We start from the raw sequence: 22,335 nt of genomic DNA, 5'->3' as shown, positions 1-22,335 counted from the left end.
GGGACGCCCATTAGCCGGTCTCAAGTCAAGGCTAAAAGCCAACTCGCCCTGCAGCTTTTAACTGCTGGGATCTCCCTTGCCCCAACCTGCCTGGTTGAACCCGTCGTACCCGGTCAAAAGGGGGCAGATTTATTTTATGAGAAGCAGAGAGGGCAGGCTTATTGGATTGCTCGGTGCTCTCAGCGAAAAGGGGACAGATTCTGAGGGATCCCCACAAATCTATTCCAATGTCTGCGCCTCTTGATGTACCTCTGCTCGCAACGCGTGCTCAAGTCTCTCCAAAGTTTTTCGAGAGTTTGAGCCGCGTCCGCTACGCCAGTATTCCAAGCCCAGCCGCCATAGCGATAACACTCGTCGGCGTTTAAGGCTATTGCTTTGAAAACGGCGCTCATGCCCCGCCTCGCGGGCCTGCAACCCCGTTAAACAAATGATGTAATTAGCCAGAGCCGAGATCAGCAAAAGTACTTCGATTCGGCGTGGGCAGTGACTCCGATGGCGAGTGACGCCTACGCCAAAATACTCACTTTTTACATCTCTGAAGCCTTCTTCTATCTGCATGCGCTGTTTGTAAATGGCCACGATTTTCGATGGATTCCATTGATCCTCCGGCAGATTGCTAGCCAATAACCAGGGCTCTCGTTCACGATTGGCCGATTGCCTGCTGAGTTTGTTTTTGGCGATTGATCCGGTGACACGCTGGTGTTTGCGACCTTTTGCCGAATGCCTGACGCAGTACAGATGAATGATGTGCGGAGCGCTTTGGGTCATCTCGATCCGCCCCAATGACTTCGGTGAGGACGATGCCAGAGCGTAGAGGTTTTTAACGGGTAGCCAAGTGTCTGCGTCGGCTCGGTAGAGATCCCGGTTACGCACGCGTCCCACGTAATACCAGCCTTGCGCCTCGACGGCTTTGATCCATGGCCGGCGAAAACCTGCGTCAGCCACAATGGCGAAAAAGGGACAGATTTATTTTATAAGATGCAGAGATAGTCGATTTATTGGCTTGCTCGGTGTTCTAAAATAAATCTGTCCACTTTTTTACAGTCCCCTTTTTTACACGGGATGGTGGTAAAGACTTTGTTCCTCGTTGGCCGCAAGACCACGCCGCTGTCGATCCATACAGAAAACCAGGATACTAAGAAATGACGGAAACGCTTTCTTCAGCTTTTCAACGTACACGAGGGGCACCTGTTCAAGTAGGTGAGCGTCTTGTGTACCCGATCTTTCAAAAAAAAATTAAAGCAGGTCGAAGCAATTTTTTGGCTCGAAGATTGAAGTCATCTATGCCGCCTGTAGCTGGTTTACGTTTAAAAGTAGTAAGAGGTGAACTGGAGGTGAATGACCAGCGTCACTCTGAAATTATTCTATGGGAAGATACTAGCCCGGAGTCTGTTTTTTTTTCGGTGCTATCCAAAACAGATTGCGAATTAAAAATTTGGAATGTATGGCGTGCGAACGACATTGTTCAGGCCTGGGTTGGAAATGCAGGGATGGTAATCAGTGAGGAAGGTCGCATAATAAATTTGGAATGTAGTGGAGGTACTGAAGCAATAGACTTTTCTACTTTGGTGTTTCAAATAGAGTCTATTGATTAAGATTTACAACTAGGTAAAAAACCACTGCAAACGCTGTAGGAAGCATTTCGCAGAGTCGTGATGCCGCGACGGGACTTCTGAGTACTCAGTTGGCCAAGGATGTGGCAACCGTAGACTTTACGAACATGTTTGATCACGCGGATCCGAAAAGGGGACAGATTTATTTCATGAGGTCAGAGGGAGTGGGTTTGTTGGCTTACTCGGTGTTTTAAAATAAATCCCCTTTCTCTGGTGAATATAATGTCAAGGTGATTGTTAAAGAGTTCAAGTGAGGCCTTAAAAGATGAAGCGGTTCAAGTTTGTTTTTGATGTCGAGTCGATCAGTGGCTTGCAGATGCTTGTCTTGGTTGAAGAAGTTTTAAATAAGTTTTCCTCTCCTGCGGTATTTTTTCTGCATGGGATTAAGGCTGATATAAAAGCACTTGAAAAGAAAATACTGCAAAAAACATGGTCTAGTGGTTTGGTGTCTGGTGGGTTTGAGATCCGATTCGGGTTGCTTCCAGCCCTGGGTTATTGCTTTTTGGTGCTAGAAGAATTAGAGAGCCATAACAATACTGAACTGGAAGAGAAAATAAAGCCGTTTCTCTGCGTGGAAGGTTTTATTCAGGCATGGGTTTCTGATGTTGAATATGATTTTTGGCAGAACGCTACAGACCCTCTAGAGTATGAAGGCTCAGGTCGCTCTCTTTCAGGTCTTCCAATGAGATCTAATGAGTTGCCTCCTCCATTGGATCAGATGGAAGTTGATATATCAGGGAATCCTGGCCGTAACGTGCCCAGGCAAGGATATATTGAGGCAATTGGAAGTACTATGTGGCTGGGTAATCTGTTCTGGGACAGAGTTGGTGTGGATAGACTTGTCAGTATTTCGTTATTGGAACGTCAGGGGGTTAAAGTTTATGAGTGTGGCAGGTTTTTTAAAGTGGTAACCTCTGATGAGGTTTTTTCTGATGATTCAACGTTAGAAAAGCAACGCGCTCTCAGGCAGATTTTATTTCGAAAAAAGGACTGGTTTATTTTGTGATGTGCAGAGGGAACATACTTATTGATTGTGCTCGGTTTATAAATAAATCTGTCACCTTTTTTCGAAGCTGAGATAATAGTTAATGGGCAATAAAGAGGCTCTTAAGGTCATTGTCAGTATGATGTGGGTGAAGAAAGCCTCAATTTTTCTTTTGTTGCTTGATTATGCTCTACGTAATCTTGACTCGGCGGGCGGTACCCAAGAAAAATGTCAGGAGGCGGTTGATAGATGTTGGCTATGGCTGTCTAATCGAGAGGTCAGTGCGGGTGAGTTAGCATCTTACCTAGACTCCGAGGAAATGCAGAGCGGACCGTTGGCAGAAGAAAATTTTGCATCTGAAAGCGTAGAGCAAAATAGTTTGATTTTGATTTTGTTGGTGGTCGGTTTTTTTGCTAATAAGGCCTACAAGGTTGCAGGGCTACAAGAGCAAATGTCTGAGTCAATATGTGAGGCGGACGAGAGTTCCACTGTATATATAGTTGACTATATTGGTCGGATAGGTTTGTCTGGTGTGTTGAGTGTTTATCTATCTGCTGAAGCTGAGCTTTAAGCGAAAAGAAGATAGGTTTAGTTTGTGAGCGCAGAGATAACAGGCTTGTTGGCTTGCTCGGTATTGTAAAATAAATCTGTTCCTTTTTTGCCTGGTTTATTTATCTTGCTGATGCATAAGAATTTTTTCTGTTTCCTTTTTAAGTATCAATGATGCGCTTGGAGCATTCATGAAGAAAACAACGCTGCTAATTTTTGGCCTGATTCTGACGTTATCCGGCTGCAAGTCCAACGTCCGGGACTCTTCTCCTAACCTGCTTCGCGACGGTATCCAACTCCAGCAGAAAAAGGTTGTCGTCGATGCGCAGCACGCCAAGGTGATCATGAAAGCGACGGGCAATGTCGTCCCGGTGGAATTTGCAATCAGGCGAGCGTCGGACCCAGACCGGCGTATGGATGTGCAGGGGACAGTAGTGGATTCCGGTCGCGGCAAAGTGTTCGGCTGGATTGCCAAGCTTAACGAAACGGCCCACAGCGCGACCTTGAAGCATTTCCCTCAGTTGGAAGTGCAAGCTGATCCCGATCAGCCATTCGAGGTATCGGGTTACGCCACCGGCGAAAGTATCAACCGCGGCTATCGTTGCGGTCCGATCAGCACCATTTTCACGCCGGAGAAGGGCAAGGTTTATCTGGTGGAACTCCAGTTTGTGGGTGGGGGTTGTGAACTGCAAACCTATGACATCACGCAGCCTCAGGAGCGTATTCCTGTCGTAGGTAGCGCACAAAACGGTGGCTTCGCCAACGCAGTCCCGGGTTGCAAGTCGGCAACGGCTTCGGTGAATAATCAGCCGGTCACGACACAGTTCTGCATCAAATCCATCATGCTCCAGCCTTCGCAGTATCGCGTTAGCGTCAACGACCAGACTGTTTTCAGCGGTACCGATTACGAGCGCGTTGCTTTTGTAAAAACCGTTAAGGAAGGGGCCGTAACCGGTGGTTGCAATGAAATGATCGAGGCGCAGGCGGGCACTACTCAAAAGCCTGTCGCCTTTAAAGACCTGCCAGCTGATTTAGTAGCGGGCTGCCACATTACTGCGGACGCTGAGGGCAAAGCCCAACCGTTTAGCAAAGATGAAGCCTGTGACAAGGTGTTCTACAAGGCCATGATGCCGGTTTTAGGCAAGGTAGTACCCGTCGAGGTGGCACGGCAATGTGTCGTCAAAATAGGGGCCCAGACAGTATTTGAGGACCGTTTCAGTTTCTGACTTAAGATTTGAGACGCGTTTATATGAGGAAAAGGGGGGACAGATTTATTTTATGAGCTGCAGAGAGCAACGAAAAGGGGACGGATTTATTTATAATGTGTAGAGAGCGTGGGCTTACTGGCTTGCTCGTGATAAATAATCCGTCCCTTTTTTGCGCTCAGTTCTGACGCTGATCGGCGTGCCGAGGTCTTGGGAACCGTGATCGATTCCGGTCGTGGCGAAGGCATGGTTGTGTTGGCGCTGTTTGAGGAGATTTTGCGCAATTGTGGCGCAGTTCTTGACGAACTGCGCCACAGCTCATCGCAGCAGATGGATGTAGTCGCTCCCGGCGGTCGGGACTACGTTATGGCCACAAATAAAACCAATGCTGTCCCGCTTAAATGGGGGGCATTGGGTTATCGACCAATCTGGCAGATTGACTCCCTAGCGCTTCCAGTCCTTCACCACATCATCGATGGCGGCAGTGGCAATGTCTCTAACGGATCGTGAAACGGGCGACCCCAAGGTCGCCCGTTTTCATTTACTCAGCCGCCTGCGCCCGCAACCGTCTCCCAATCACATCCATCACATCACACCCATCACGCAGCGATATCGTCAGCATTTTGCAAAGGTCGGAGAGCATCAGCGTGTCAGAGTTGATTTCCGAACGGAACGCGATGTTTTCCAGCAGTTGAGTCACGGTGCGGATGCGGTAGTCGGCGGTTTCGAAGAGGACGTCGAGCGGGGCTTCGGTGTCGATGAGCAGGGTGGCGGGAGTGCAGTCGATGCCGGTGATGGGCATGTATCGGTTCATGGGTAGTACCTCATTCAATTGAAAGGAGCTACCTCGTTAATAGGGTCGCCAAACCCGAGTCGCCATTAGGACGACGACGGAATATAGGCCGCCTTGTCCGGGTGCTACAAGACGCCGCTTTCCGAGCTTGATGTAGGACGTTTAGCCTGTCAGCGGTGGTATTTCGTTACGTTGGTTTTGGGCTGCCAACGGTGGCTAGGGTTTGCTTCCGCTTGGGTGCGGAGCGTTCACAGAAGGGGCTGCTGCGCGGCCCAGCGGGAGCAAGCTCCCTCGCCACAGGGGATTTGAACAGCCTTTAGGTGGGTGAGCTGTCCAGAGGGGCGCCGTCGTTGATCTCCTGCTAGAAATCTGTAATTCGGAGCAAGGCCGGGGGATCTCGTTTTCCGTCTCAATAGCCTCTTCAGCGAGGCTCTTTTTTATGCTTCCCTTATGGCCACTTTTCTCTTTCGCAGCCTGCCCAGCGCTCGCCCACTTCGGACTCACAGACCGTGCACAACCCCACCCGCAATGCGCTGATCGCCCAACTCGCCGATAACCCCGATGACATTGCCGCGCGAGCGTCGCTCTATCGCGATCTGCTCGACGCCGGAGAGGCGTCAGTGGAGGGAGTACGCGTTGCGGCGGGGCTGTGCGATCCGGCGGCTAACGTCGTGATTGCTCAATTGAACACCACGGCACATACCAATCGCCCCGGACCATTGCTGGCGCAGCTTCGCAACCTGCCGGTCGATCATCTGGAGTTGGATAACGCCGAGCCGGCGTGGTGCGATGCCCTGGCTGGGCTGCCCTTGCGCACGCTGGTGCTCAACAGCCCACGCTTCAGCTGCGATCAAAGTGTATGGCGGCGCTTGCCCGGCCTCGCTCTCGAGAACCTGGAAATCAGCGGATTCTCCCGAGACGATAACGCCACCAGCCTGCCTTCCCTCGAACGGCTGCGCCGGCTGACGTTAAGCACCTACGGCGAAGACTTCGACGACAAGATTCTTCAACACCTTGGCAATAGCCCGCTGCAGGAGTTGTCGCTGAACCGATGCGATGACGTCACCGACGATGGCCTTCTCGGGCTGTCAAACCTCAAGTTGCGGTCACTCACGATGGAACGCGTCGGCGAGCTGACTTCCCGTGGGATGGCGCATTTATGCAGTCACCCCCTTGAGCAACTGTCCCTCGGCTGGAGCAGCGCAATCCTGAAGGACCCTGCATGGCTCTCCCGCCTGAGCGCATTGCGCTCCCTGAGCCTGGATCAATGTTACGCAACGGATGCCATGCTCCACGCTATCCGGGACCTGCCCATCGAACGGCTTTCGCTCCAGTCTTCGTATGTTGGCGAGGACGACCTTGAAACCTTGGAAGGCATGCCGCTCGCCGACCTGGATCTTAAATCTTCACGACAAGTGATCGAGCGGCTCGATGTGCTGCACGGGTTTCCACTCAAGCGCTTGGGGCTTTCCGATGTGCAAGGCATCGATGCAGATACGTTGAGCGATCTGCGTGGTTTGGAGTTGGAGTCCCTGGACCTGTCATTGAACGACCTCACTTGGAAGGAACTGAAACAACTCGCCGGCCTGCCACTGAAGCGACTGAAGCTCAGCTTTTGTCGCGGCGTGGATGGCAAGGTTCTGCGCAAGCTCGTCGAGCTGGGCTTGCCGTTGGAGCAACTTGAAATAAGCGGCCTGGACCTGCGCGATGCTGACCTGGCCTGCCTGCGCGATCTGCCGCTGCGGCGCCTGGGTTTGTATGACAGCCCTTGGCTCACCGACGCCGGAGTGGCCCACCTTGTTCGGCTGCCGTTGAGTGATCTGACGATCTCGGCAGATCCCGGGGAATCGCGGATTACGTCAGCCGCAGTGCCGCTGTTGGAGCAACTGCCGCTGCACAAATTGGCGTTGCTGAACTGTTCCGGGATCAGTGCCGAGGGTTGGGATCGGCTGGCCAGGTTGCCAGCTCGCGTGATGGGGCCAGGTATATAGGCTGACGCTAGTCACTCATCGTCCTGGCGCAAAAAGCGCTTGCGGCAAACGCGTGGTGTCTTTGTATGCCCAACAAAAAGCCCAGCTATTTTGCTGGGCTCAAATTTCTGTTTTGTGCTGGTTATGCGCAGTGAGGAACCTTTTCCACTTCCCTGTGAATCTGTTCCCCTTTAGCAATCTCAGCTGTACGTAAATCATACGCAGTCTGCAGATTCAGCCAAAACTGCGCTGACGTTTCCAATGCGGCGGCCAGGCGCAAAGCAACATCGGCGCTGATGCTACGGCGCATCAAGACAATGTCATTTACGGTGGGGGCAGAAACGTGCAAAGCCCTCGCAAGCGCAGCCGCGGTAAGGCCAAGCGGTTCCAGATACTCTTCTTTGAGAATTTCTCCAGGGTGTACGGGTCTCATGCCATTCTTAAACATGATTCACCTCAGTGATAATCTACGATTTCTACATTTTCGGGGCCGTTGGCGCCCCAGACAAAACAGATCCGGTACTGACCGTTAACCCGGATGCTGTGCTGGCCTTCCCTGTCGCCATACAGCTGCTCCAACCTGTTTCCAGGAGGAGAGCGCAGGTCGTTGAGATCGACCGCAGCATCGAGCATGCCCAGCTTTCGTTCTGCCACTGAAAGGACGGCTGCCCAGCGCCGGGTTTTGCCGGTTTCAAAAAGAGCTTGGGTGTCGGCGCATCTGAAGCTTCTGATCATCTCTTAATGCTTAACATTATGCGTTAAGGCGAGTCTACATCGTTTGCTGGGATACTCAACTGGCTGTTAAGGACCTTCTGTCAGTAGGCGAGTGGTGAGATGACAAACAACTCGATCCTACTCAGCCCCCTTGCGCTTCAGCACCAGTTCTTCAGATACAAAAAAGGCACTTGCCATCATCGCTAAAGACCTGATTTGTAATGCTTGATTTTTTTTGGGGCGGAAGAGTTTGCCCACCGTCTAACCCGTTTGTCTCAAAGCTCTCAGCGACCATGCTGCCATTTTGCGCTTATTAAGCTTTTCTCGGGTCGGATCCCATGATCCTGAAAATTATCCCAATGCAGCAGCGCTCGAATTAATTTGTTACATGATTTTCTCAGAAAAAATGAACTATTTCTACTGCGTAATCTAATGTCAAATTGCTACCTATTCTGGATGCTAAAAAATGGAGTGTGACTTATGGTTAAGATTTCTAAGGTCTTGGCTGTAGCGCTGATGGGAGGCATCTCCGGTTGCTCGCTATTTACACCTCCACAAGAGCAGCCTGTTATTGAGGAAAAACTTAACTCTAGCTTTTTATGGAAGGCCAGAGTCGGCACTCTCTCACTTACGCCAGATCGCCGCGTGGTATTAGTGAATTTTGATAGTGGGAGGTTCTGTGCTGAGGCACCAACTGAAGTGGGTAACGACCTTTCAAGGGCCTTCAAAGCTGTGGTGGAAGCTGATATTCCTGCTGAGGTTAAAGCGAATGTAGGTATGGCAGCAGCGATCTCAAGCAGTAACTCTGTTTTAAACCATCGTTCACAAGGGATGCAGTTGTTTTTGGCAAACTCCTATTTTGTTTGTCAGATGTACATGAATGACGCGATTAGCCCGCAAGAGCTATTGGCGTATCAAAAGCAAGTTTTTGACGCCGCAGCCATCATAATAAAAGCGGAACTCCCCTATCTGTATAAGCAGGCAGCAACAGAGGCAATGAGTGCTCCTAAAAAAGATCCTGCAGACGTTTTGAAAACATTAAAGGAGATAGATGCTTTAAAACCGAGTTCGAATTGAATCAGAAGAAAATTCTTTGATCTTTCTGCACCTACTATAAACGCCAACTCTGCTTTACTGCCTGCTGCGCTATCTGTGGCAGGCATCCACATCGGATGCTCACCGGCGGACAGCATCATTGAAGCATGCGTGTGGCGAGTCTGATAAGGCGGCGGTAGCGTACGCCAGCCTTCTTCAGGGCCGATAGCCACATTATTTCCGAATCGGCCCGTCGCTGGCCCACTGCTCAAATGTTGGCGGATTCTGGAAGACTTCGGCGTCGGCTAAGACCGTGTGCGCCTTTTAGATTTCTGTGCTTCCATTGCTGGGCGGAGCAGCTTTACGCTTCGTTGACCTAGGTGGTCTTCGTGGTTTCTACATTTGATGCTCGCCGCGGTATTTTGGCATCTGGTAGGAATGGCTTCAAACCTGTGGGATCAAGCTTTGCTCCCACAGGTTTTACGCCGTTCAATGACTGACCCACATCACGCCGAGCCCCATGGTGAACGGCCAGCTCTTCACCAGTTGTAACTCAACTTAGCGGTGACTTCACGGCCCGGGTTGTAGTAGTTCGCAGTCCCTGAACCAACCACATGTTGCTCATCCAGCAGGTTACTGACGTTAACCGCCAGGTCAGTGCCTTTGAAGAGTTTGTAGTTGAAGGCCGCATCGAAGAGCGTCGTGCCATCGCTGGTGCCGGTGTTGGCGGCGTCAAAGTAGTAAGAACCCACATAACGTGCACCCAGGCCAACGCTGACATCGGTGTCGGGGATGTTGTAATAGCTCCACAGCGACGCAGAGTGTTTTGGCGCCGTGGCGAACTCATTTCCTTTGAGTGAGCTGCCGTCGTACAAAGTACCGCGCAACACTTCGGACTCCATGTAGGAGTAGCCGCCCACCAGGCTCAGGTTGGGGGTCAGCTCAGCCTTGGCTTCCAGGTCCAGGCCGCGTACACGTGATTCGCCAACGGTTTGCTGCTCGATGACACCGCTGGGCAGTACGACGGCGATGCTGACGTTTTCCTGGGTCAGGTCGTAGACGGCTGCCGAGAACAGCGCGTCCATACCGATGGGCGCATATTTCACCCCCACTTCATATTGCGTGCCTGTCTTCGGCACTACACCCACCGTTGGCGGTGAGACCGACTCGACCATGCTGACGTAGGTGGACACTTCGTCGTTGACGATATAGGTCAGTGCGCCGCGATAGGAGGTTTCCGAGAAGGTATCCGACTCTTTTACGTTGTTGATGTCGGTATTGGACAGATCCAGCGAGTCGTTGCGCACACCGGCGGTGACGATAAAGCGCTCATAGAAGGACAGGTTCTGCTGCAGGAACACGGCCTTGGTTTTCGTGTCGAGCTTGTCGTTGCTATACGGCGCTACGCCGCTGGGCACACCCGTGAACACCGGGTTGGCCAGGTCGATGGAGCCTGTCGTGGCATAGACGGAGCGTTCCTCGGTGGAAGAATCACCATACTCCACGCCCACCAACGTACTGCTGTCGATGTTTTCGAAGCGGGCATCGTATTGCAGCATCAAGTTGCCGTTCAGTTGCTCGGCGTCGCTGTCAGTACCGAAGATATAACGCGGGACGGTAGTGCCGGTGCGGGTAGGGGAGTCGCTGAGGAACACATAGCCGAAATCATCGGTCAGTTTGCTGTAGCGCAGGTTGCTGCGCAGCACGAAGCCGTTGTCGAAATCATGGCTGAAGGTGCCGCTGATGTTGGTACGTTCGACATCGTGGAAGTTGTAGCTGGGCTCGCCGTAGAACTTGTCACGGTCGTATTCCTTGTCCAGCGGGTAACCGCCGCTGTTGGGCGAGCTTTGGGTTTTCAAGTAATCCACGATCACCGAGGCCGAGGTGAAGTCCGTGGGTGACCAGGTCAGGCCGCCCATCAAGAACTTATTGTCATCCCGTGAATGGTCGTACTCGCGATCGCTGTCTTGCATCTTTGCCGTGAAGCGACCGGCCACGGTTTTTTCTTCGTTCAACGAGTCCCCGACATCGATGCCGGTTTCGACATGGTCGAAAGAACCGTAGGTGACGTAGCCCTGGCCGAACTTGTCGAAGCGCGGCTTCTTGCTGACAAAGTTCACCGAGCCGCCCGGGTCAGCCGGGCCGAACAGCGTCGAGTTGGCTCCGCGTATTACTTCAACGCGCTCATAGGCGAAAGGCTCTTCGCGCACACCGCGCATCGACCCCAGGGTCAGGCCGTCCCGATAGGTCGTGGCCTGGAAGCCGCGGATCTGGAAGTAATCGTTGCGGTCGTCAGTGCCGTAATAGTCGGTAATGACCCCTGGCGTGTATTGCAGCAGTTCTTCGGTCGTGCTCACGCTGCGTTGCTTCATTTCCTTGTCGGTCACCACGGACACCGAGGCGGGCGTATTGAGGATGCTGGTGGCCACCTTGCCGCCGACCCAGAGTTCCTGGGCGACCACCGAGTTGGGGTCTTCGGTGCCATCGACCCTGGCCTTGGCGTTGACGAGGATGGGCGCAAGGCGATACTCCTCGAGTTCGGCATCAGCCTTGGTTTGCGGCGTCAGCAAGTAAGCGTTCGGGCCTTGCTGCTGTATCGCCATGTCGCTCCCCTGCAACAATGACGACAGGGCTTCGGACGTATCGAGTGTGCCGCTCACGCCCCGGGTATTGCGGTTCGCTACGCTTGAAGCATCGAAGGAAAGGCTGATACCCGCCTCGCGGGCAAAGCGGTCAAGCGCCGGTGCCAGGGGGCCGGCGGGAATGTTCCACTGGTGCACCGGGTGGGTCTGCTCAACGGTCGAGGGCTGTGCCAGGGTGGGTAGCGCATAGCTGCTGACGATGACGCCGAAGATCGCACCGTGGATGGCACGATTCAGTAGATGACGCTGGGGAACCGGGGACGCACTCATTAACTCGCTCCGTGGAAAGGGGATCGGCAGATCGGCCTGTAGGTCGGCCTTTTCTTACATGCCGAACGAGAATGAGAAATCACCTCATTTATATTTCATATTGGTGCGCGACGGAAAAAGGGCTTAGCTGGCGGCGCTCAACGTCACCCAATATTGGGTTCGATAATCAATCCGCAGGTGCAGTGACTGCGCAACCAATGCCAGTACCTGGTCGGTGTCGGCGAGTTGAAAGGTGCCGGAAACCCGCAGGCCCGAGACCTCTTCGGCGCAGCGCAACAGGCCGGGGCGATAGCGCGACAAGGCCCCGATGAAATCACCGAGGCGCATATTGCGTGCGCTGATCACCCCGTCACTCCAGCTCCATACATCCAGGCCGTTATCCTTGAATTCACGAACGCCATCCGAGGTGAACAGCCGCTGATTGCCGGCCTGGACGGTGTTGTTGACTGTAAGGGTTTGGCTGGATCCAGGAAAGACGCTGACTGCGCCGCGCTGCACCGCGATGAGGGTCCCGTCGTCACGCTCATACGCGAGGAACCGGGCATTCAGAGTGCTTATCAATCCGTCGCGGGTTTGTACCCAGAAAGGACGCGGTTGAGCCGAGCCCGCATCGGCGCCGGTATTGACGATGATTTCGCCGCGCCGCAGAACGATCAGGCGCCGCTGAGCATTGAAATAGCTGTCGACCGCACTGTCGCTGTTGAGCTGGATAAGGCTGCCATCATCGAGTTGGAAGCGCTTCCGCTCGCCGGTTCTGCTGTGCTGCTGGGCCAGCATGGCCGGCAGCGGCGTGTAGTCGCGGCCCAGCCAGGTCGCACCACCCAAGGTGGCCAATGCACCCAGTAGCTTGAGGCTTTGGCGTCGATGCATGCCTGAGCGGGCGCCTTTGAGGGTGTGCCGGGCCAAATCAGGTGGCACGCCGGCGAAGTCATCGCCAAGCGCTTCCACACGCTGCCACGCTAACCGATGTTCCGGGCGCTGCTGCAGCCAGTGTTCGAAACTGCGCTGGGTTTGCTCATCGGCAGGATTGAAGCGCAGGCGCACCAGCCAGTGGATCGCCTGGTCGACCACCGCCGGATCCAGCGCTTGCGCCTTACTGTTCGGCATAACGCAAGCGATAGCAGTGTTGCAGGGCCTTGGCCAAGTCGCGTTCAACCGTAGAACGGGAAACGCACAATTTTTCGGCTATTTGCAGGCAGGTCAGGCCGTCGAGCTGGGCGAGTAGAAAAGCCTCGCGAACCCTCGGTTTGAGCTGGTCGAGCAGGCGGTCGATCCGTTCGAGGCTATCAAGAATCAGCAAGCGTTCTTCTTCAGAGGGGGCCTCTTGAGGAGGAAGCAGCGCGAGGCTCTCGAAGTAGGCGCGTTCGAGCTCGCGACGGCGATACCGATCGATCATCAGGCCGCGAGCGATGCTGCTCAGGTAGGCACGGGGCTCGCGCAAAGGGCCTGATTGACGGGATTTGAGCAGACGCACGAACGTGTCCTGCGCCAGGTCCGCTGCGCTCTCGTGACAGCCGATGCGCCGGCTCAGCCAGCTGTGCAGCCAGGAATGGTGGCTGCGATAGAGCAGCGCGAGATTGGCATCACCCAGTGTGTCGTTGCTGCGCATCAGCATCCCGGAAACTACATAATTGATAATGACTCGCATTATATTCAGGCCCGGGACCCCAGGGCAAATTTGCCGACCCTGGCGTTCGCCACGGTGTTCTTTGCCTGATAGGAATAGGCAAGGCTGCGAGGCAAACCGGCATAGGTGGCCCGCAGGCTGGTGGCTACCATGGCGCACACCTACCGACAGGAGTTCGCCATGCACCGCATAAAAACCCTCTTCATCACCGGCGTGAGCAGTGGTTTCGGCAACGCCCTGGCCAAGGAAGCGCTGGCGGCTGGCCACCGGGTCATCGGCACCGTGCGCAGCGAGGCGGCCTTGCGGGCCTTCGAGCAATTGTCTGCCGACCGGGCCCACGGTGTTCTTTTGGATGTCACCGACTTCGCTCGAATCGACAGCGTGGTCGCCGCCACGCAAGCCGCCCACGGCCCGGTCGACGTGCTGGTCAACAATGCCGGCTACGGCCACGAGGGCATTTTCGAAGAATCGCCGCTGGAAGAGCTGCGGCGCCAGTTCGACGTCAACGTGTTTGGCGCAGTGGCGGTGACCAAGGCCTTCGTGCCCTATTTCCGCCGGCGCCGCGCCGGGCATATCCTTAACATCACGTCGATGGGGGGCACCATCACGATGCCGGGCATTGCGTACTACTGCGGGAGCAAGTTCGCCCTGGAAGGGATCTCCGATACCCTGAGCAAGGAGCTGCGACCGTTCAATATCTTCGTGACGGCCGTCGCGCCCGGTTCGTTTCGAACGGACTGGGCCGGTCGCTCGATGCAGCGCACCCCGCGCAGCATTGCCGACTATGACGCCAGCTTTGACCCGGTTCGCCAGGCGCGCCAGGAAAAAAGCGGCAAGCAACTTGGCGACCCGCACAAGGCGGCGCGGGCGATGTTGCAGGTGATCGCCAGCCCGACGCCGCCCGCCCATCTGTTGCTGGGCAGCGATGCATTGAGCCTGGTGCGCGATAAGCTCAGTCGGGCCGCCAGCGAGATCGATCAATGGGAAGCGCTGACCTGTTCGACCGACGGCTGAGCGACCCGTGGAAAGGAGAATTGGATGACCCAGGCTGATCCGCATACCGCACGCATGGTGGCGTTGATGGAGCGGCTGGCGCCGGTGGAAGGCTACAACCTCAGCGCCCTGGAGGACGTACGTTTCCTGCGCTCGAACCGGCCATTGAGCCGCACGCCGGTCCTGTATGACCCCGGTATCGTGATCCTGTGCCAAGGGCGCAAGCGCGGCTACCTGGGGAATGACCTCTACGTCTACGATGCCCGGCATTATCTGGTGGTGTCCGTTCCCGTGCCGTTCACCATGGAAACCGACGCCAGCAAAGCGGAGCCCATGCTGGCGGTGTATATGCGCCTGGACCTGCAACTGGCAAGCGAGTTGATACTGCAGGTAGACGAAGCGCTCGGCCCGAGCGATGCCCCGCCCAAGGGCATGTACGCCTCGCCCATGGATGATGGGTTGTACACCTCGACGCTGCGCTTTCTGGAAGCCATGAGTACGCCGGGTGACGCGGCCATTCTCGGACCGTCGCTGGTGCGGGAAATCTACTACCGCATCCTCACCGGCGAACAGGGCGGCTCGATGCGCGCGGCGCTGGGTCGCCAGGGCCACTTCGGCCAGATCACCCGCGCGATCCGCAAGATTCACAGCAGCTATCAGGAGCGCCTGGATGTCGAGGCGCTCGCCCGCGAAGCCAACATGAGCGTGCCCAGCTTCCACGTGCACTTTCGCAGCGTGACGGACGCCTCGCCCATGCAATACCTGAAGTCGACGCGGTTGCACCAGGCGCGACTGTTGATGCTGCGCAACGCCATGAACGCCTCGACGGCGGCGTTCAGCGTGGGCTACGAAAGCGCCTCGCAATTTGGCCGCGAGTTCAAGCGCCTGTTTGGGCGAACGCCCCAGGCTGAGGTGGAGTGGATGAAGGCGACCTATGCATTGCCGGCGCCTGCCACGCCGTCCATTTATGTGTCGTCGCATTAGCGCTGACGACACGGTTGAAGCCGTGCGGCGTTACTTCCCTTCTTGTTGCATCAAGGCTTTGCGTAACTTTCCCGGGGAGAGGCCAAACATGCTCTGGAAGTGCCGAATAAAATGCGGTGCATCCGCGAAACCACATTCAAAGGCGATCTCGCCAATCTGGCGATCGGAACTCACCAGCAGCCATCTGCCAAACCTGAGTCGGACCTGGCGGTAGAACTGGGCTGGGCTGCTGTTGGTTTCAGCGACGAACAGGCGTTCCAACTGTCGTTTGCTGGTGCCGAGCAGATGCGCAATGGCCTCGACATCGAGGGGGTGGGCCATGTGTTTTTCCATCAACATCACGGCTTCATGTAGCCGACGATTGGATGAACTGGCGTATCCGAGAGCCTTGCGTCGGTCGACGAAACTGTTGGACGTGTTCTTTGCCACCGTCATCTGATGCACAACCTTGCCGGCACGATCCGGCCCGCAATGCATGCCGATCAGATGAAGCGCTAACTCGATAACTGAAACACCGCCAGCGCAGGTAATCCGGTCCCGGTCGATCAGAAAGTCTCTGTTGATGACAAAGCGCAACGTGGGAAACCGGTGCTTCCAGTCGTCGCCATGATAGGCGTGGACACACGCCGTTCGCCCCTCCATCAGGCCATGTCGCGCGAGCACGAAGCTGCCGGTGCACAGGCCGATCAACGGCACTTGTGCGGCGGCGGCCTGGTGGAGAAACGCGGGATAGGTTTTCGGCACCGCCTCGATGAAATCGAGCAATCCACCAATCACCACGATGTAGTCGAAACGTTCCGGGTCAGTGAGCTCGCTGTCGATCGGTACGTCCAAGCCGCTACTGGAAATGACTCTTTGCCCGGGCGTGCCGAGTACTTTCCATTGGCAGCGTATGGGGCGGCTTTGATCACCCGTATCGGCGGCATGCCGCAGCGCATCGGTCAGCCCCGACAGTGACAGCAAGGGGAAGCGTGGCCACAACATGATGCCAATAGACAACTCGGCGGTGCCGCGGCGCATGGGGGGATGACGCGCCTGCCCATGATCGAGCCCGTCCACGAGGCTTTCCTGAGGGGGCGCATTCTCTGCGCCGCCAGAATGTCGCAAATGTTCAATCATTCGTGCAAAGCATCCAACTGGTTATACCGCCGCTCCCACTACGATGGGCCCATGCGAAACGTTCCGCTGCCACCCTGAAAACTATCGAGGAGCATCCGATGAAGACGTCCAAAGTTAAGCGTTTTTCCGGTATTTGTGCCGGGTTTCTGGTGTCCGTGCTGGCTGCGGCACCGGTGTTCGCATTGGAGACAGTAGAGCCGGGAAGCCTGACCATCGCCTTCAGTGGTGATATGCCAGGAACAGGGTATCAAGATAGTCGGATGGTCGGCTATGACGGTGAAATCCTTCAACAAATTTCTGAAAAACTGGGCCTTAAGGTCAAACCGGCATTAATGGAGTGGTCTGGGACGATCGCATCGGTGCAGTCCAAGCGAGTGGATGTCATGGCAGGCACCATGGGCTGGACCGAGCAACGCTCGAAAATCATGACCTTGAGCGATCCTATTCACTACTTCAAGAACGGTATTACCCAGACGGACAAGACCAACTGGAACAGCCTCAAGGATTTGCAAGGCAAGAAAGTCGGCACCATCACCGGCTTTTCGTTCATCCCTGAGATGCGCAAGATCGATGGCCTGCAAGTCGCCCTTTATGACACATCCGATGCGGCCGTTCGCGATCTGCTCGCCGGACGCATCGATGCGGTGATCGGCGATCCACCGGTCATGCAATACGCCATTTCCCGCAATGAGCAATGGCACCTGCATTTCAACGCCTTTGTCGACAACGATCCGAATTTCCCACTGCTGACTGGCTTGGGCCAGGTGGTGTTCGGCTTCAACAAGGCCAGCCCGGAACTGGTGACGGCGGTCAACGCACAGATTCAGACGCTCTGGAAAAACTGTGAGATGCGCAAGATCGGCGCTCGCTACGGCCTGACTCAGGATGTCTGGTTCATGCCCGAAGGCAAGGACCTGCGCCTGGGCGTCGATCGTCCAGCGGACTGGACACTACCCGGCTGCAAGTAAGTGTGAGGCGATGGGGCGGGTCCAGACACCGGCACGACTCATCGCCAGGCCTACAACAATAAGAGGTGAGCCAACATGTCGAACCCATCCGGTGCGGCGTTGCTGCGTGTGCACGAACTCCACAAGAACTATGGCGCTCTGGAGGTGCTCAAGGGCATCAGCCTGGAGTTGAAACCCGGTGAAACCCTGTCACTGATTGGCCCAAGCGGATCTGGAAAGTCCACCTGCCTGCGCTGCATCAATTACCTGGAAAAGCCCACCAGTGGCGAGATCTGGTTGGGAGACGAGTTGATCGGTCAGGTCAGGGATGGCCAGCGTTCGCGGCTGATGAGCGACCGGGAAATGGCGCCACAGCGCCGCGAGATCGCCATGGTGTTCCAGTTGTTCTATCTGTGGCCGCACTTGAACGTTCGCGACAACGTCGCACTCGGCCCCATCAAGGCCCAGGGGATGCCGCGCAAGCAGGCGTATGAGTTGGCCGACGCGATGCTGGAAAAAGTCCATCTGCGGCACAAGGCCGAGTCTTATCCCGAGCAATTGTCGGGGGGGCAGCAACAGCGGGTCGCCATCGCCCGCGCCTTGGCCCAGCAACCAAAAGTGATTCTGTTCGACGAACCGACTTCGGCGTTGGATCCCGAGCTGGTGGGCGAAGTGTTGGCCGTGATTCGCGAGCTGGCGGAAGAGGGCCGCAGCATGATCATGGTCACCCATGAAGTGAGGTTTGCCCGCGATGTGGCGGATCGGGTGATCTTCATGGACGGCGGGCGCATTGTCGAACAGGGGCCGTCGAGGCAAGTGATCGATAACCCTTGTCACGAACGTACCCGCAGTTTTCTTGGGCGCATGGCTGTGGAGAGCGCTTGATGGCGAACCTGGAAGCTTTCCTCGGGTTGTTGCCCTTGCTCCTCAAAGGCGCAATGAGCGCATTGGAAATCGCCCTCTGCACCTTAGTGCTGGCGAGCGTGGGCGGTCTGGTGCTGGCGGTTTTACTGACGTTCAGCCGATCGCGACTGGTACACGGCGCCATCGCCTGTTTCATTGAATGGATGCGCAATGTGCCGGCGCTGGCGCACCTGTTTCTGATCTACTTTGGGCTGTCCTATCTGGGAATCAATCTGCCCGCGTGGCTGGCGGCCATCGTCGGTTTGAGCCTGGTAGGCAGCGCAGTGCTGGCCGATACTTTCCGAGCCGGCTTGCAGTCGCTGCACGTTGGCCAGCATGAATCCGGGCAGGCCATCGGCCTGCACCGTATGCAGATTCTGCGCTACATCCTCTTGCCCCAGGCCCTGCGCATTGCGTTGCCGGCGTATGCCAACTACGTCACGCAACTGATCAAGGACACGTCCATCGCCTCGGCCATCGCCGTGCCGGAAATCATGTTCCTTGCCCGCAATCTTGTGACCTCCACGTTCCAGACCTCGCTGATTTATCTGGCGGTGATGTGCATCTATGCGGCGATGATCCTGCCTATTGGCGTGGGGTTCATCCGACTTGAACGTCATCTGGGGGCGGCGCGATGATCAGTTTTTTCCAGCAATACCCGGAATACTGGAGCGACTGGAGTGCTCGCCTGCTACTCGGCGCCCGGGTCAGCGCCGAACTGTCCCTGACAGGCTTCGCCCTGGCGGCGATGTTGGGCGCGTTACTGGCCTGGGCGATGAAGAGCCACAGCGTCTGGCTCAAGCATGCGGCGGTGTTCTTCATTCAGGGGATGCGTGCGGTGCCGCTCCTGGCGTTGCTGCTGGCGCTGTATTTCACCCTGCCCAGCCTCGGGCTGACGTTGTCGGGTTATTGGGCCGGGGCCATCGGCCTGGGCTTGCAGGGCTCGGCCTACGTCGCGGAAATCCTGCGCGGCGGACTGGACTCCTTGCATCGCGGCCAACGTGAGGCGGCCATCGCCACCGGCCTGACGCCATTGCAAGCCTTCACCGCCGTGATCTTTCCACAAGCCATTCGCGGCATGTTGCCGCCGTTGCTCAATGCCTACGTGTCGATTCTGAAGGACAGCTCCCTGTGCGCCTTGATCGCCACCGATGAGTTGATGCTGGCGGCCCGCGCCATCGCGTCCGAATCCTTTTTGCCGATGCATATTTTCCTGCTGGTGGGGTTGTTCTATTTCGTCATCGCTTTCCCTCTTTCTCTGTTGTCGCGAGCGCTGGAAGCACGATTTTCTCGCGGGCGCAAAACCATTCGAGGTTGAACACATGAACATCATGGATCGAACCGCTTCTCAGAGCATTGGCCAGTTGCGGCAAGCGCTGGAGTCCGGAACGCTCACGAGCGAGTCCCTGGTTGGCGCGCAATTGGAGCGGATCGAGCGCTTCAACGGTCAACTCAATGCTTATGTCGAGGCCTATCCCCAGCGCGCGCTCGGTGCCGCCATCGCGGCCGATCGGCAGCGGGCCGCCGGTGTCCACCTGGGGCCGTTGCACGGCATTCCAATTGCGATCAAGGATTTGTTCGAAATCGACGGCAAGGCCATAACCGGTGGTTCGCTGGCACAGACGCCGCGCATCTCTCGGCTCACCGCCACGGCAGTCCAGCGGTTGGAGCGCGCCGGGGCGATCATCATGGGCAAGACCCACACCGTCGAATTCGCTTTCGGAGGGTGGGGCACAAATGCCGTGATGGGCACGCCGTGGAACCCATGGGACCATGAAGTACATCGTGCACCAGGGGGTTCGAGCAGTGGTTCAGCGGTGGCCGTGGCCGGCGGGTTGGCAAGCGCGGCGTTGGGCACCGACACCGGCGGCTCGGTGCGGATTCCCGCAGGCATGTGTGGTCTGGTTGGCCTGAAAACCACGCGTGGGTTGGTCAGCCGCCACGGTTTGATTGAATTGTGCCCATCGCTGGATTCGGTAGGGCCGATTACGCACACCGTCGAAGACGCCGCGTGGATGCTTGATGCGCTGCTGGGGCCGGACCCGCTGGATCCGGTCTCGGCCAAGTCGCCAGTGTTCAGCGCCGCAGCAGGTTTGAATCTTCCGGTGGCCGGTCTGCGTATCTGGGTGCTGCCACAGACCGAACGCGAACACATCGCACCTGGCGTATTGGCAGCCTACGACCAGGGGCTTGAGCAATTGGCCGCACTGGGCATGCATCTGGTCGAGCAGCCGCTACCGACTTCGCTGGAGCAGTGCATGCAGGTTGCCGGTGGCCTTATGAGCGCCGAAGGCTACGCCAGTCTTGGCAGTTTGTTCGAGCGCGACGATCTGCGCTTCGATCCTCATGTGCAGCGTCGGGTGCTGAGCGGGCGCGCCATCGACGCGGCGGCTTACATCCATTTGCACAACCAGCGACGTGCTGCCCGTCAAGCCATGGACGAAGCCATGTCCCAGGTCGATGCCTGTGCGTTTCCAACCAACGCCATTGGCAGTGTGCCGTTGAATCAGGTCGATGAGTACGGTACGCCGCTGGCCTTGCTCGGCCGTTTCGCCAACCTGCTCAATCTCTGTTCAGTGGCGCTGCCGGTGGGCTTCGACGAGCAACGCATGCCGGTCTCGATGCAAATTGTCGGACGTGCCTTCGCCGAGCCGTTGGTGCTGCGGATCGCCCATGCCTATCAGCAAGTCAGTGATTGGCACCAACGGCGACCTGTGGGTTGGGACCTGTCGGACAGGGTGGTGGCGTAATGGAAATCTGTGTCGTCGGCGCTGGAATCGTTGGCTTGAGCAGTGCCTGGTTTCTACACAAGGCCGGCCATACCGTCACCGTTATCGATCGTGCGGGGGAGGCCGGCATGGGGGCCAGTGCCGCCAATGGGGCGCAATTGAGCTACAGCTATGTGCAACCGCTGGCTGATCCCTCCCTGTTGCCGGGCATTCCGAAAATGCTGTTGGCGCGCAACGGCCCGCTGAAGTTTTCGCCGCAATGGAGCTTGGAACAATGGCGCTGGTGTGTGGAGTTTCTCGCGGCCTGCCGTACGTCCGTTTCGCGCCAGACGACTGTCGAGTTGCTGGAACTGGCGCATGAAAGTCGGCTGGCGCTGGACGCCTTCATCAGTCAGGAAAAGGTGCAATGCGATTTCGCCCGTACCGGCAAACTGGTTCTGTACCCCGATGCTGAAAGCCTGCGCAAGGCCGGCGATCAGCTGAAATTCCAGGCCGCCCAAGGCGCCAGGCAACAAAAAATCGTCAGCCCCGCCGAAGCCTTGTCGATCGAGCCTGCACTTGAGGGCTATAAGAAGGCGTTTCACGGTGCGATCCATACCGACAGCGAATGCGCGGTCGATGGGCGCAAGCTTTGTCAGGAGCTTGCGAGGTTGTTGAGCACGCAGGGGGTGCGTTTTCTGTTCGACAGTGAGGTTGCCGCTTTCCGACGTGAACGCGGGCGCATCACCGCGTTGGAGATTCACCATGCCATCGAAGGCCCTGGTCTTTTAGGGACGCAAGCGGTCGTGCTGGCGGCTGGCGCTTACAGCGCGGGGTTGTTATCTGCGTTCGGTGTGCGCATGCCGGTCTACCCGCTCAAGGGATACAGCATTACGTTGCCGATCACTGATTCGATGAATGCACCGACGGTCAGCGTGACGGACATGCGGCGTAAAACAGTGTTCGCCCGGATCGGTGATCGCTTGCGCGTTGCTGGGATGGTCGAGCTGTGTGGGCTGGATGCGTCGATTCCCGTTAAGCGTATCGAGCAACTGAAAGCCTCGACGCAAGCATTGTTCGGTCTGGAATGTAACGCCGATGATTGCCAGCCCTGGACCGGTTGGCGTCCGGCGACCCCCACCGGACGGCCGATTCTGGCAGTCAGTGGTTGTGACAACCTGTACGTCAATTGCGGCCAGGGTGCCCTGGGCATGACCTTGGCATTTGGCAGCGCCCAACGTCTGGTCCGATTGATCGGAGGCACGGCGCTTTAACTTC

23 protein-coding genes and 1 pseudogene are annotated in these 22,335 nt (G+C 56.4%); 15 read left to right on the top strand and 9 right to left on the bottom strand.

Annotation, left to right across the window (positions count from 1 at the left end; translation table 11 throughout):
• Positions 1-219 precede the first annotated feature (219 nt).
• A pseudogene (locus BM300_RS12195) lies at positions 220-948 on the bottom strand (IS4 family transposase); the annotation flags it as partial.
• Positions 949-1,142: 194 nt separating this feature from the next.
• Here BM300_RS12195 and BM300_RS30230 point away from each other — a divergent pair.
• The 5 genes from BM300_RS30230 to BM300_RS30225 all read left to right on the top strand — a co-directional run bounded on the left by BM300_RS30230 (position 1,143) and on the right by BM300_RS30225 (position 4,862).
• Entirely contained in the window at positions 1,143-1,595 is a 453-nt protein-coding gene (locus BM300_RS30230) for a hypothetical protein (RefSeq protein WP_139197698.1), read from the top strand.
• Between the two features lie 283 nt (positions 1,596-1,878).
• On the top strand, positions 1,879-2,619 hold the full coding sequence (locus tag BM300_RS12190; RefSeq protein ID WP_092346949.1) for a hypothetical protein: 741 nt from the start codon (positions 1,879-1,881) through the stop codon (positions 2,617-2,619).
• An 82-nt stretch (positions 2,620-2,701) separates the two neighbouring features.
• Positions 2,702-3,169, top strand: coding sequence for an Imm6 family immunity protein (locus BM300_RS12185; protein WP_092346946.1), 468 nt, complete (start codon positions 2,702-2,704; stop codon positions 3,167-3,169).
• 169 nt (positions 3,170-3,338) lie between these two features.
• Positions 3,339-4,373 (top strand): hypothetical protein, encoded by a 1,035-nt coding sequence (locus tag BM300_RS12180; RefSeq protein WP_092462996.1) that lies wholly within the window; start codon positions 3,339-3,341, stop codon positions 4,371-4,373.
• A gap of 198 nt (positions 4,374-4,571) precedes the next feature.
• A complete protein-coding gene (locus tag BM300_RS30225) occupies positions 4,572-4,862 on the top strand; it encodes a hypothetical protein (protein ID WP_139197697.1) in 291 nt (96 codons plus the stop codon).
• A 31-nt stretch (positions 4,863-4,893) separates the two neighbouring features.
• On the opposite strand, the gene BM300_RS12175 is transcribed toward BM300_RS30225, so the two are convergent.
• A complete protein-coding gene (locus BM300_RS12175) occupies positions 4,894-5,166 on the bottom strand; it encodes a hypothetical protein (protein WP_092346940.1) in 273 nt (90 codons plus the stop codon).
• A gap of 488 nt (positions 5,167-5,654) precedes the next feature.
• On the opposite strand from BM300_RS12175, the gene BM300_RS12170 reads away from it, so the two are divergent.
• Complete coding sequence (locus BM300_RS12170) at positions 5,655-7,136, top strand: hypothetical protein (protein WP_092462994.1); 1,482 nt, start codon at positions 5,655-5,657, stop codon at positions 7,134-7,136.
• A 121-nt stretch (positions 7,137-7,257) separates the two neighbouring features.
• Here the strand turns inward: BM300_RS12170 and BM300_RS12165 are convergent, their stop codons facing one another.
• Positions 7,258-7,563, bottom strand: coding sequence for a HigA family addiction module antitoxin (locus tag BM300_RS12165; protein ID WP_025211727.1), 306 nt, complete (start codon positions 7,561-7,563; stop codon positions 7,258-7,260).
• Positions 7,564-7,571: 8 nt separating this feature from the next.
• Positions 7,572-7,850, bottom strand: coding sequence for a type II toxin-antitoxin system RelE/ParE family toxin (locus BM300_RS12160; RefSeq protein ID WP_092462993.1), 279 nt, complete (start codon positions 7,848-7,850; stop codon positions 7,572-7,574).
• A 459-nt stretch (positions 7,851-8,309) separates the two neighbouring features.
• On the opposite strand from BM300_RS12160, the gene BM300_RS30220 reads away from it, so the two are divergent.
• Complete coding sequence (locus BM300_RS30220) at positions 8,310-8,906, top strand: hypothetical protein (RefSeq protein ID WP_139232359.1); 597 nt, start codon at positions 8,310-8,312, stop codon at positions 8,904-8,906.
• Positions 8,907-9,403: 497 nt separating this feature from the next.
• Here the strand turns inward: BM300_RS30220 and BM300_RS12150 are convergent, their stop codons facing one another.
• The 4 genes from BM300_RS12150 to BM300_RS31390 form a co-directional block, all read right to left on the bottom strand.
• The gene (locus BM300_RS12150; protein ID WP_092413412.1) at positions 9,404-11,776 is read right to left on the bottom strand and encodes a TonB-dependent siderophore receptor; all 2,373 of its coding nucleotides are present in this window, start codon (positions 11,774-11,776) and stop codon (positions 9,404-9,406) included.
• A 123-nt stretch (positions 11,777-11,899) separates the two neighbouring features.
• The gene (locus BM300_RS12145; RefSeq protein WP_092346929.1) at positions 11,900-12,883 is read right to left on the bottom strand and encodes a DUF4880 domain-containing protein; all 984 of its coding nucleotides are present in this window, start codon (positions 12,881-12,883) and stop codon (positions 11,900-11,902) included.
• Positions 12,870-13,385 carry a sigma-70 family RNA polymerase sigma factor gene (locus BM300_RS12140; protein WP_092347019.1) on the bottom strand — a complete coding sequence of 172 codons (516 nt, stop codon included), beginning with the start codon at positions 13,383-13,385 and terminating at the stop codon, positions 12,870-12,872. The genes BM300_RS12145 and BM300_RS12140 overlap by 14 nt, the downstream gene beginning before the upstream one ends.
• 44 nt (positions 13,386-13,429) lie before the next feature.
• A complete protein-coding gene (locus tag BM300_RS31390; protein WP_256571999.1) occupies positions 13,430-13,555 on the bottom strand; it encodes a hypothetical protein in 126 nt (41 codons plus the stop codon).
• Between the two features lie 28 nt (positions 13,556-13,583).
• Here BM300_RS31390 and BM300_RS12135 point away from each other — a divergent pair, with 28 nt between their 5' ends.
• Both BM300_RS12135 and BM300_RS12130 read left to right on the top strand, forming a co-directional pair.
• A complete protein-coding gene (locus BM300_RS12135; protein WP_092224453.1) occupies positions 13,584-14,417 on the top strand; it encodes an oxidoreductase in 834 nt (277 codons plus the stop codon).
• 24 nt (positions 14,418-14,441) lie between these two features.
• Complete coding sequence (locus BM300_RS12130) at positions 14,442-15,380, top strand: AraC family transcriptional regulator (RefSeq protein ID WP_092462991.1); 939 nt, start codon at positions 14,442-14,444, stop codon at positions 15,378-15,380.
• 30 nt (positions 15,381-15,410) lie between these two features.
• On the opposite strand, the gene BM300_RS12125 is transcribed toward BM300_RS12130, so the two are convergent.
• Complete coding sequence (locus BM300_RS12125) at positions 15,411-16,499, bottom strand: GlxA family transcriptional regulator (RefSeq protein ID WP_092462989.1); 1,089 nt, start codon at positions 16,497-16,499, stop codon at positions 15,411-15,413.
• A gap of 98 nt (positions 16,500-16,597) precedes the next feature.
• Here BM300_RS12125 and BM300_RS12120 point away from each other — a divergent pair, with 98 nt between their 5' ends.
• The 6 genes from BM300_RS12120 (at position 16,598) to BM300_RS12095 (ending at position 22,331) form a co-directional block, all read left to right on the top strand.
• The gene (locus BM300_RS12120; RefSeq protein ID WP_063323026.1) at positions 16,598-17,467 is read left to right on the top strand and encodes a substrate-binding periplasmic protein; all 870 of its coding nucleotides are present in this window, start codon (positions 16,598-16,600) and stop codon (positions 17,465-17,467) included.
• 75 nt (positions 17,468-17,542) lie between these two features.
• Positions 17,543-18,331: an amino acid ABC transporter ATP-binding protein gene (locus BM300_RS12115; RefSeq protein ID WP_092146180.1), complete on the top strand. Its 789-nt coding sequence runs from the start codon at positions 17,543-17,545 to the stop codon at positions 18,329-18,331.
• Positions 18,331-18,987, top strand: coding sequence for an amino acid ABC transporter permease (locus BM300_RS12110; protein WP_092462987.1), 657 nt, complete (start codon positions 18,331-18,333; stop codon positions 18,985-18,987). Before BM300_RS12115 ends, BM300_RS12110 begins: the two co-directional genes overlap by 1 nt.
• Entirely contained in the window at positions 18,984-19,667 is a 684-nt protein-coding gene (locus tag BM300_RS12105; protein ID WP_063323023.1) for an amino acid ABC transporter permease, read from the top strand. Before BM300_RS12110 ends, BM300_RS12105 begins: the two co-directional genes overlap by 4 nt.
• Positions 19,668-19,671: 4 nt before the next feature.
• Positions 19,672-21,099, top strand: a complete 1,428-nt coding sequence (locus BM300_RS12100; RefSeq protein ID WP_092462985.1) for an amidase — start codon at positions 19,672-19,674, stop codon at positions 21,097-21,099.
• The gene (locus BM300_RS12095; protein WP_092462983.1) at positions 21,099-22,331 is read left to right on the top strand and encodes a D-amino acid dehydrogenase; all 1,233 of its coding nucleotides are present in this window, start codon (positions 21,099-21,101) and stop codon (positions 22,329-22,331) included. The genes BM300_RS12100 and BM300_RS12095 overlap by 1 nt, the downstream gene beginning before the upstream one ends.
• Positions 22,332-22,335: the final 4 nt, after the last annotated feature.

It is taken from the genome of Pseudomonas sp. NFACC46-3, assembly GCF_900114515.1.
GTDB lineage: Bacteria > Pseudomonadota > Gammaproteobacteria > Pseudomonadales > Pseudomonadaceae > Aquipseudomonas > Aquipseudomonas fluorescens_Q.
This window is presented reverse-complemented; position numbering and strand designations above follow the sequence as displayed.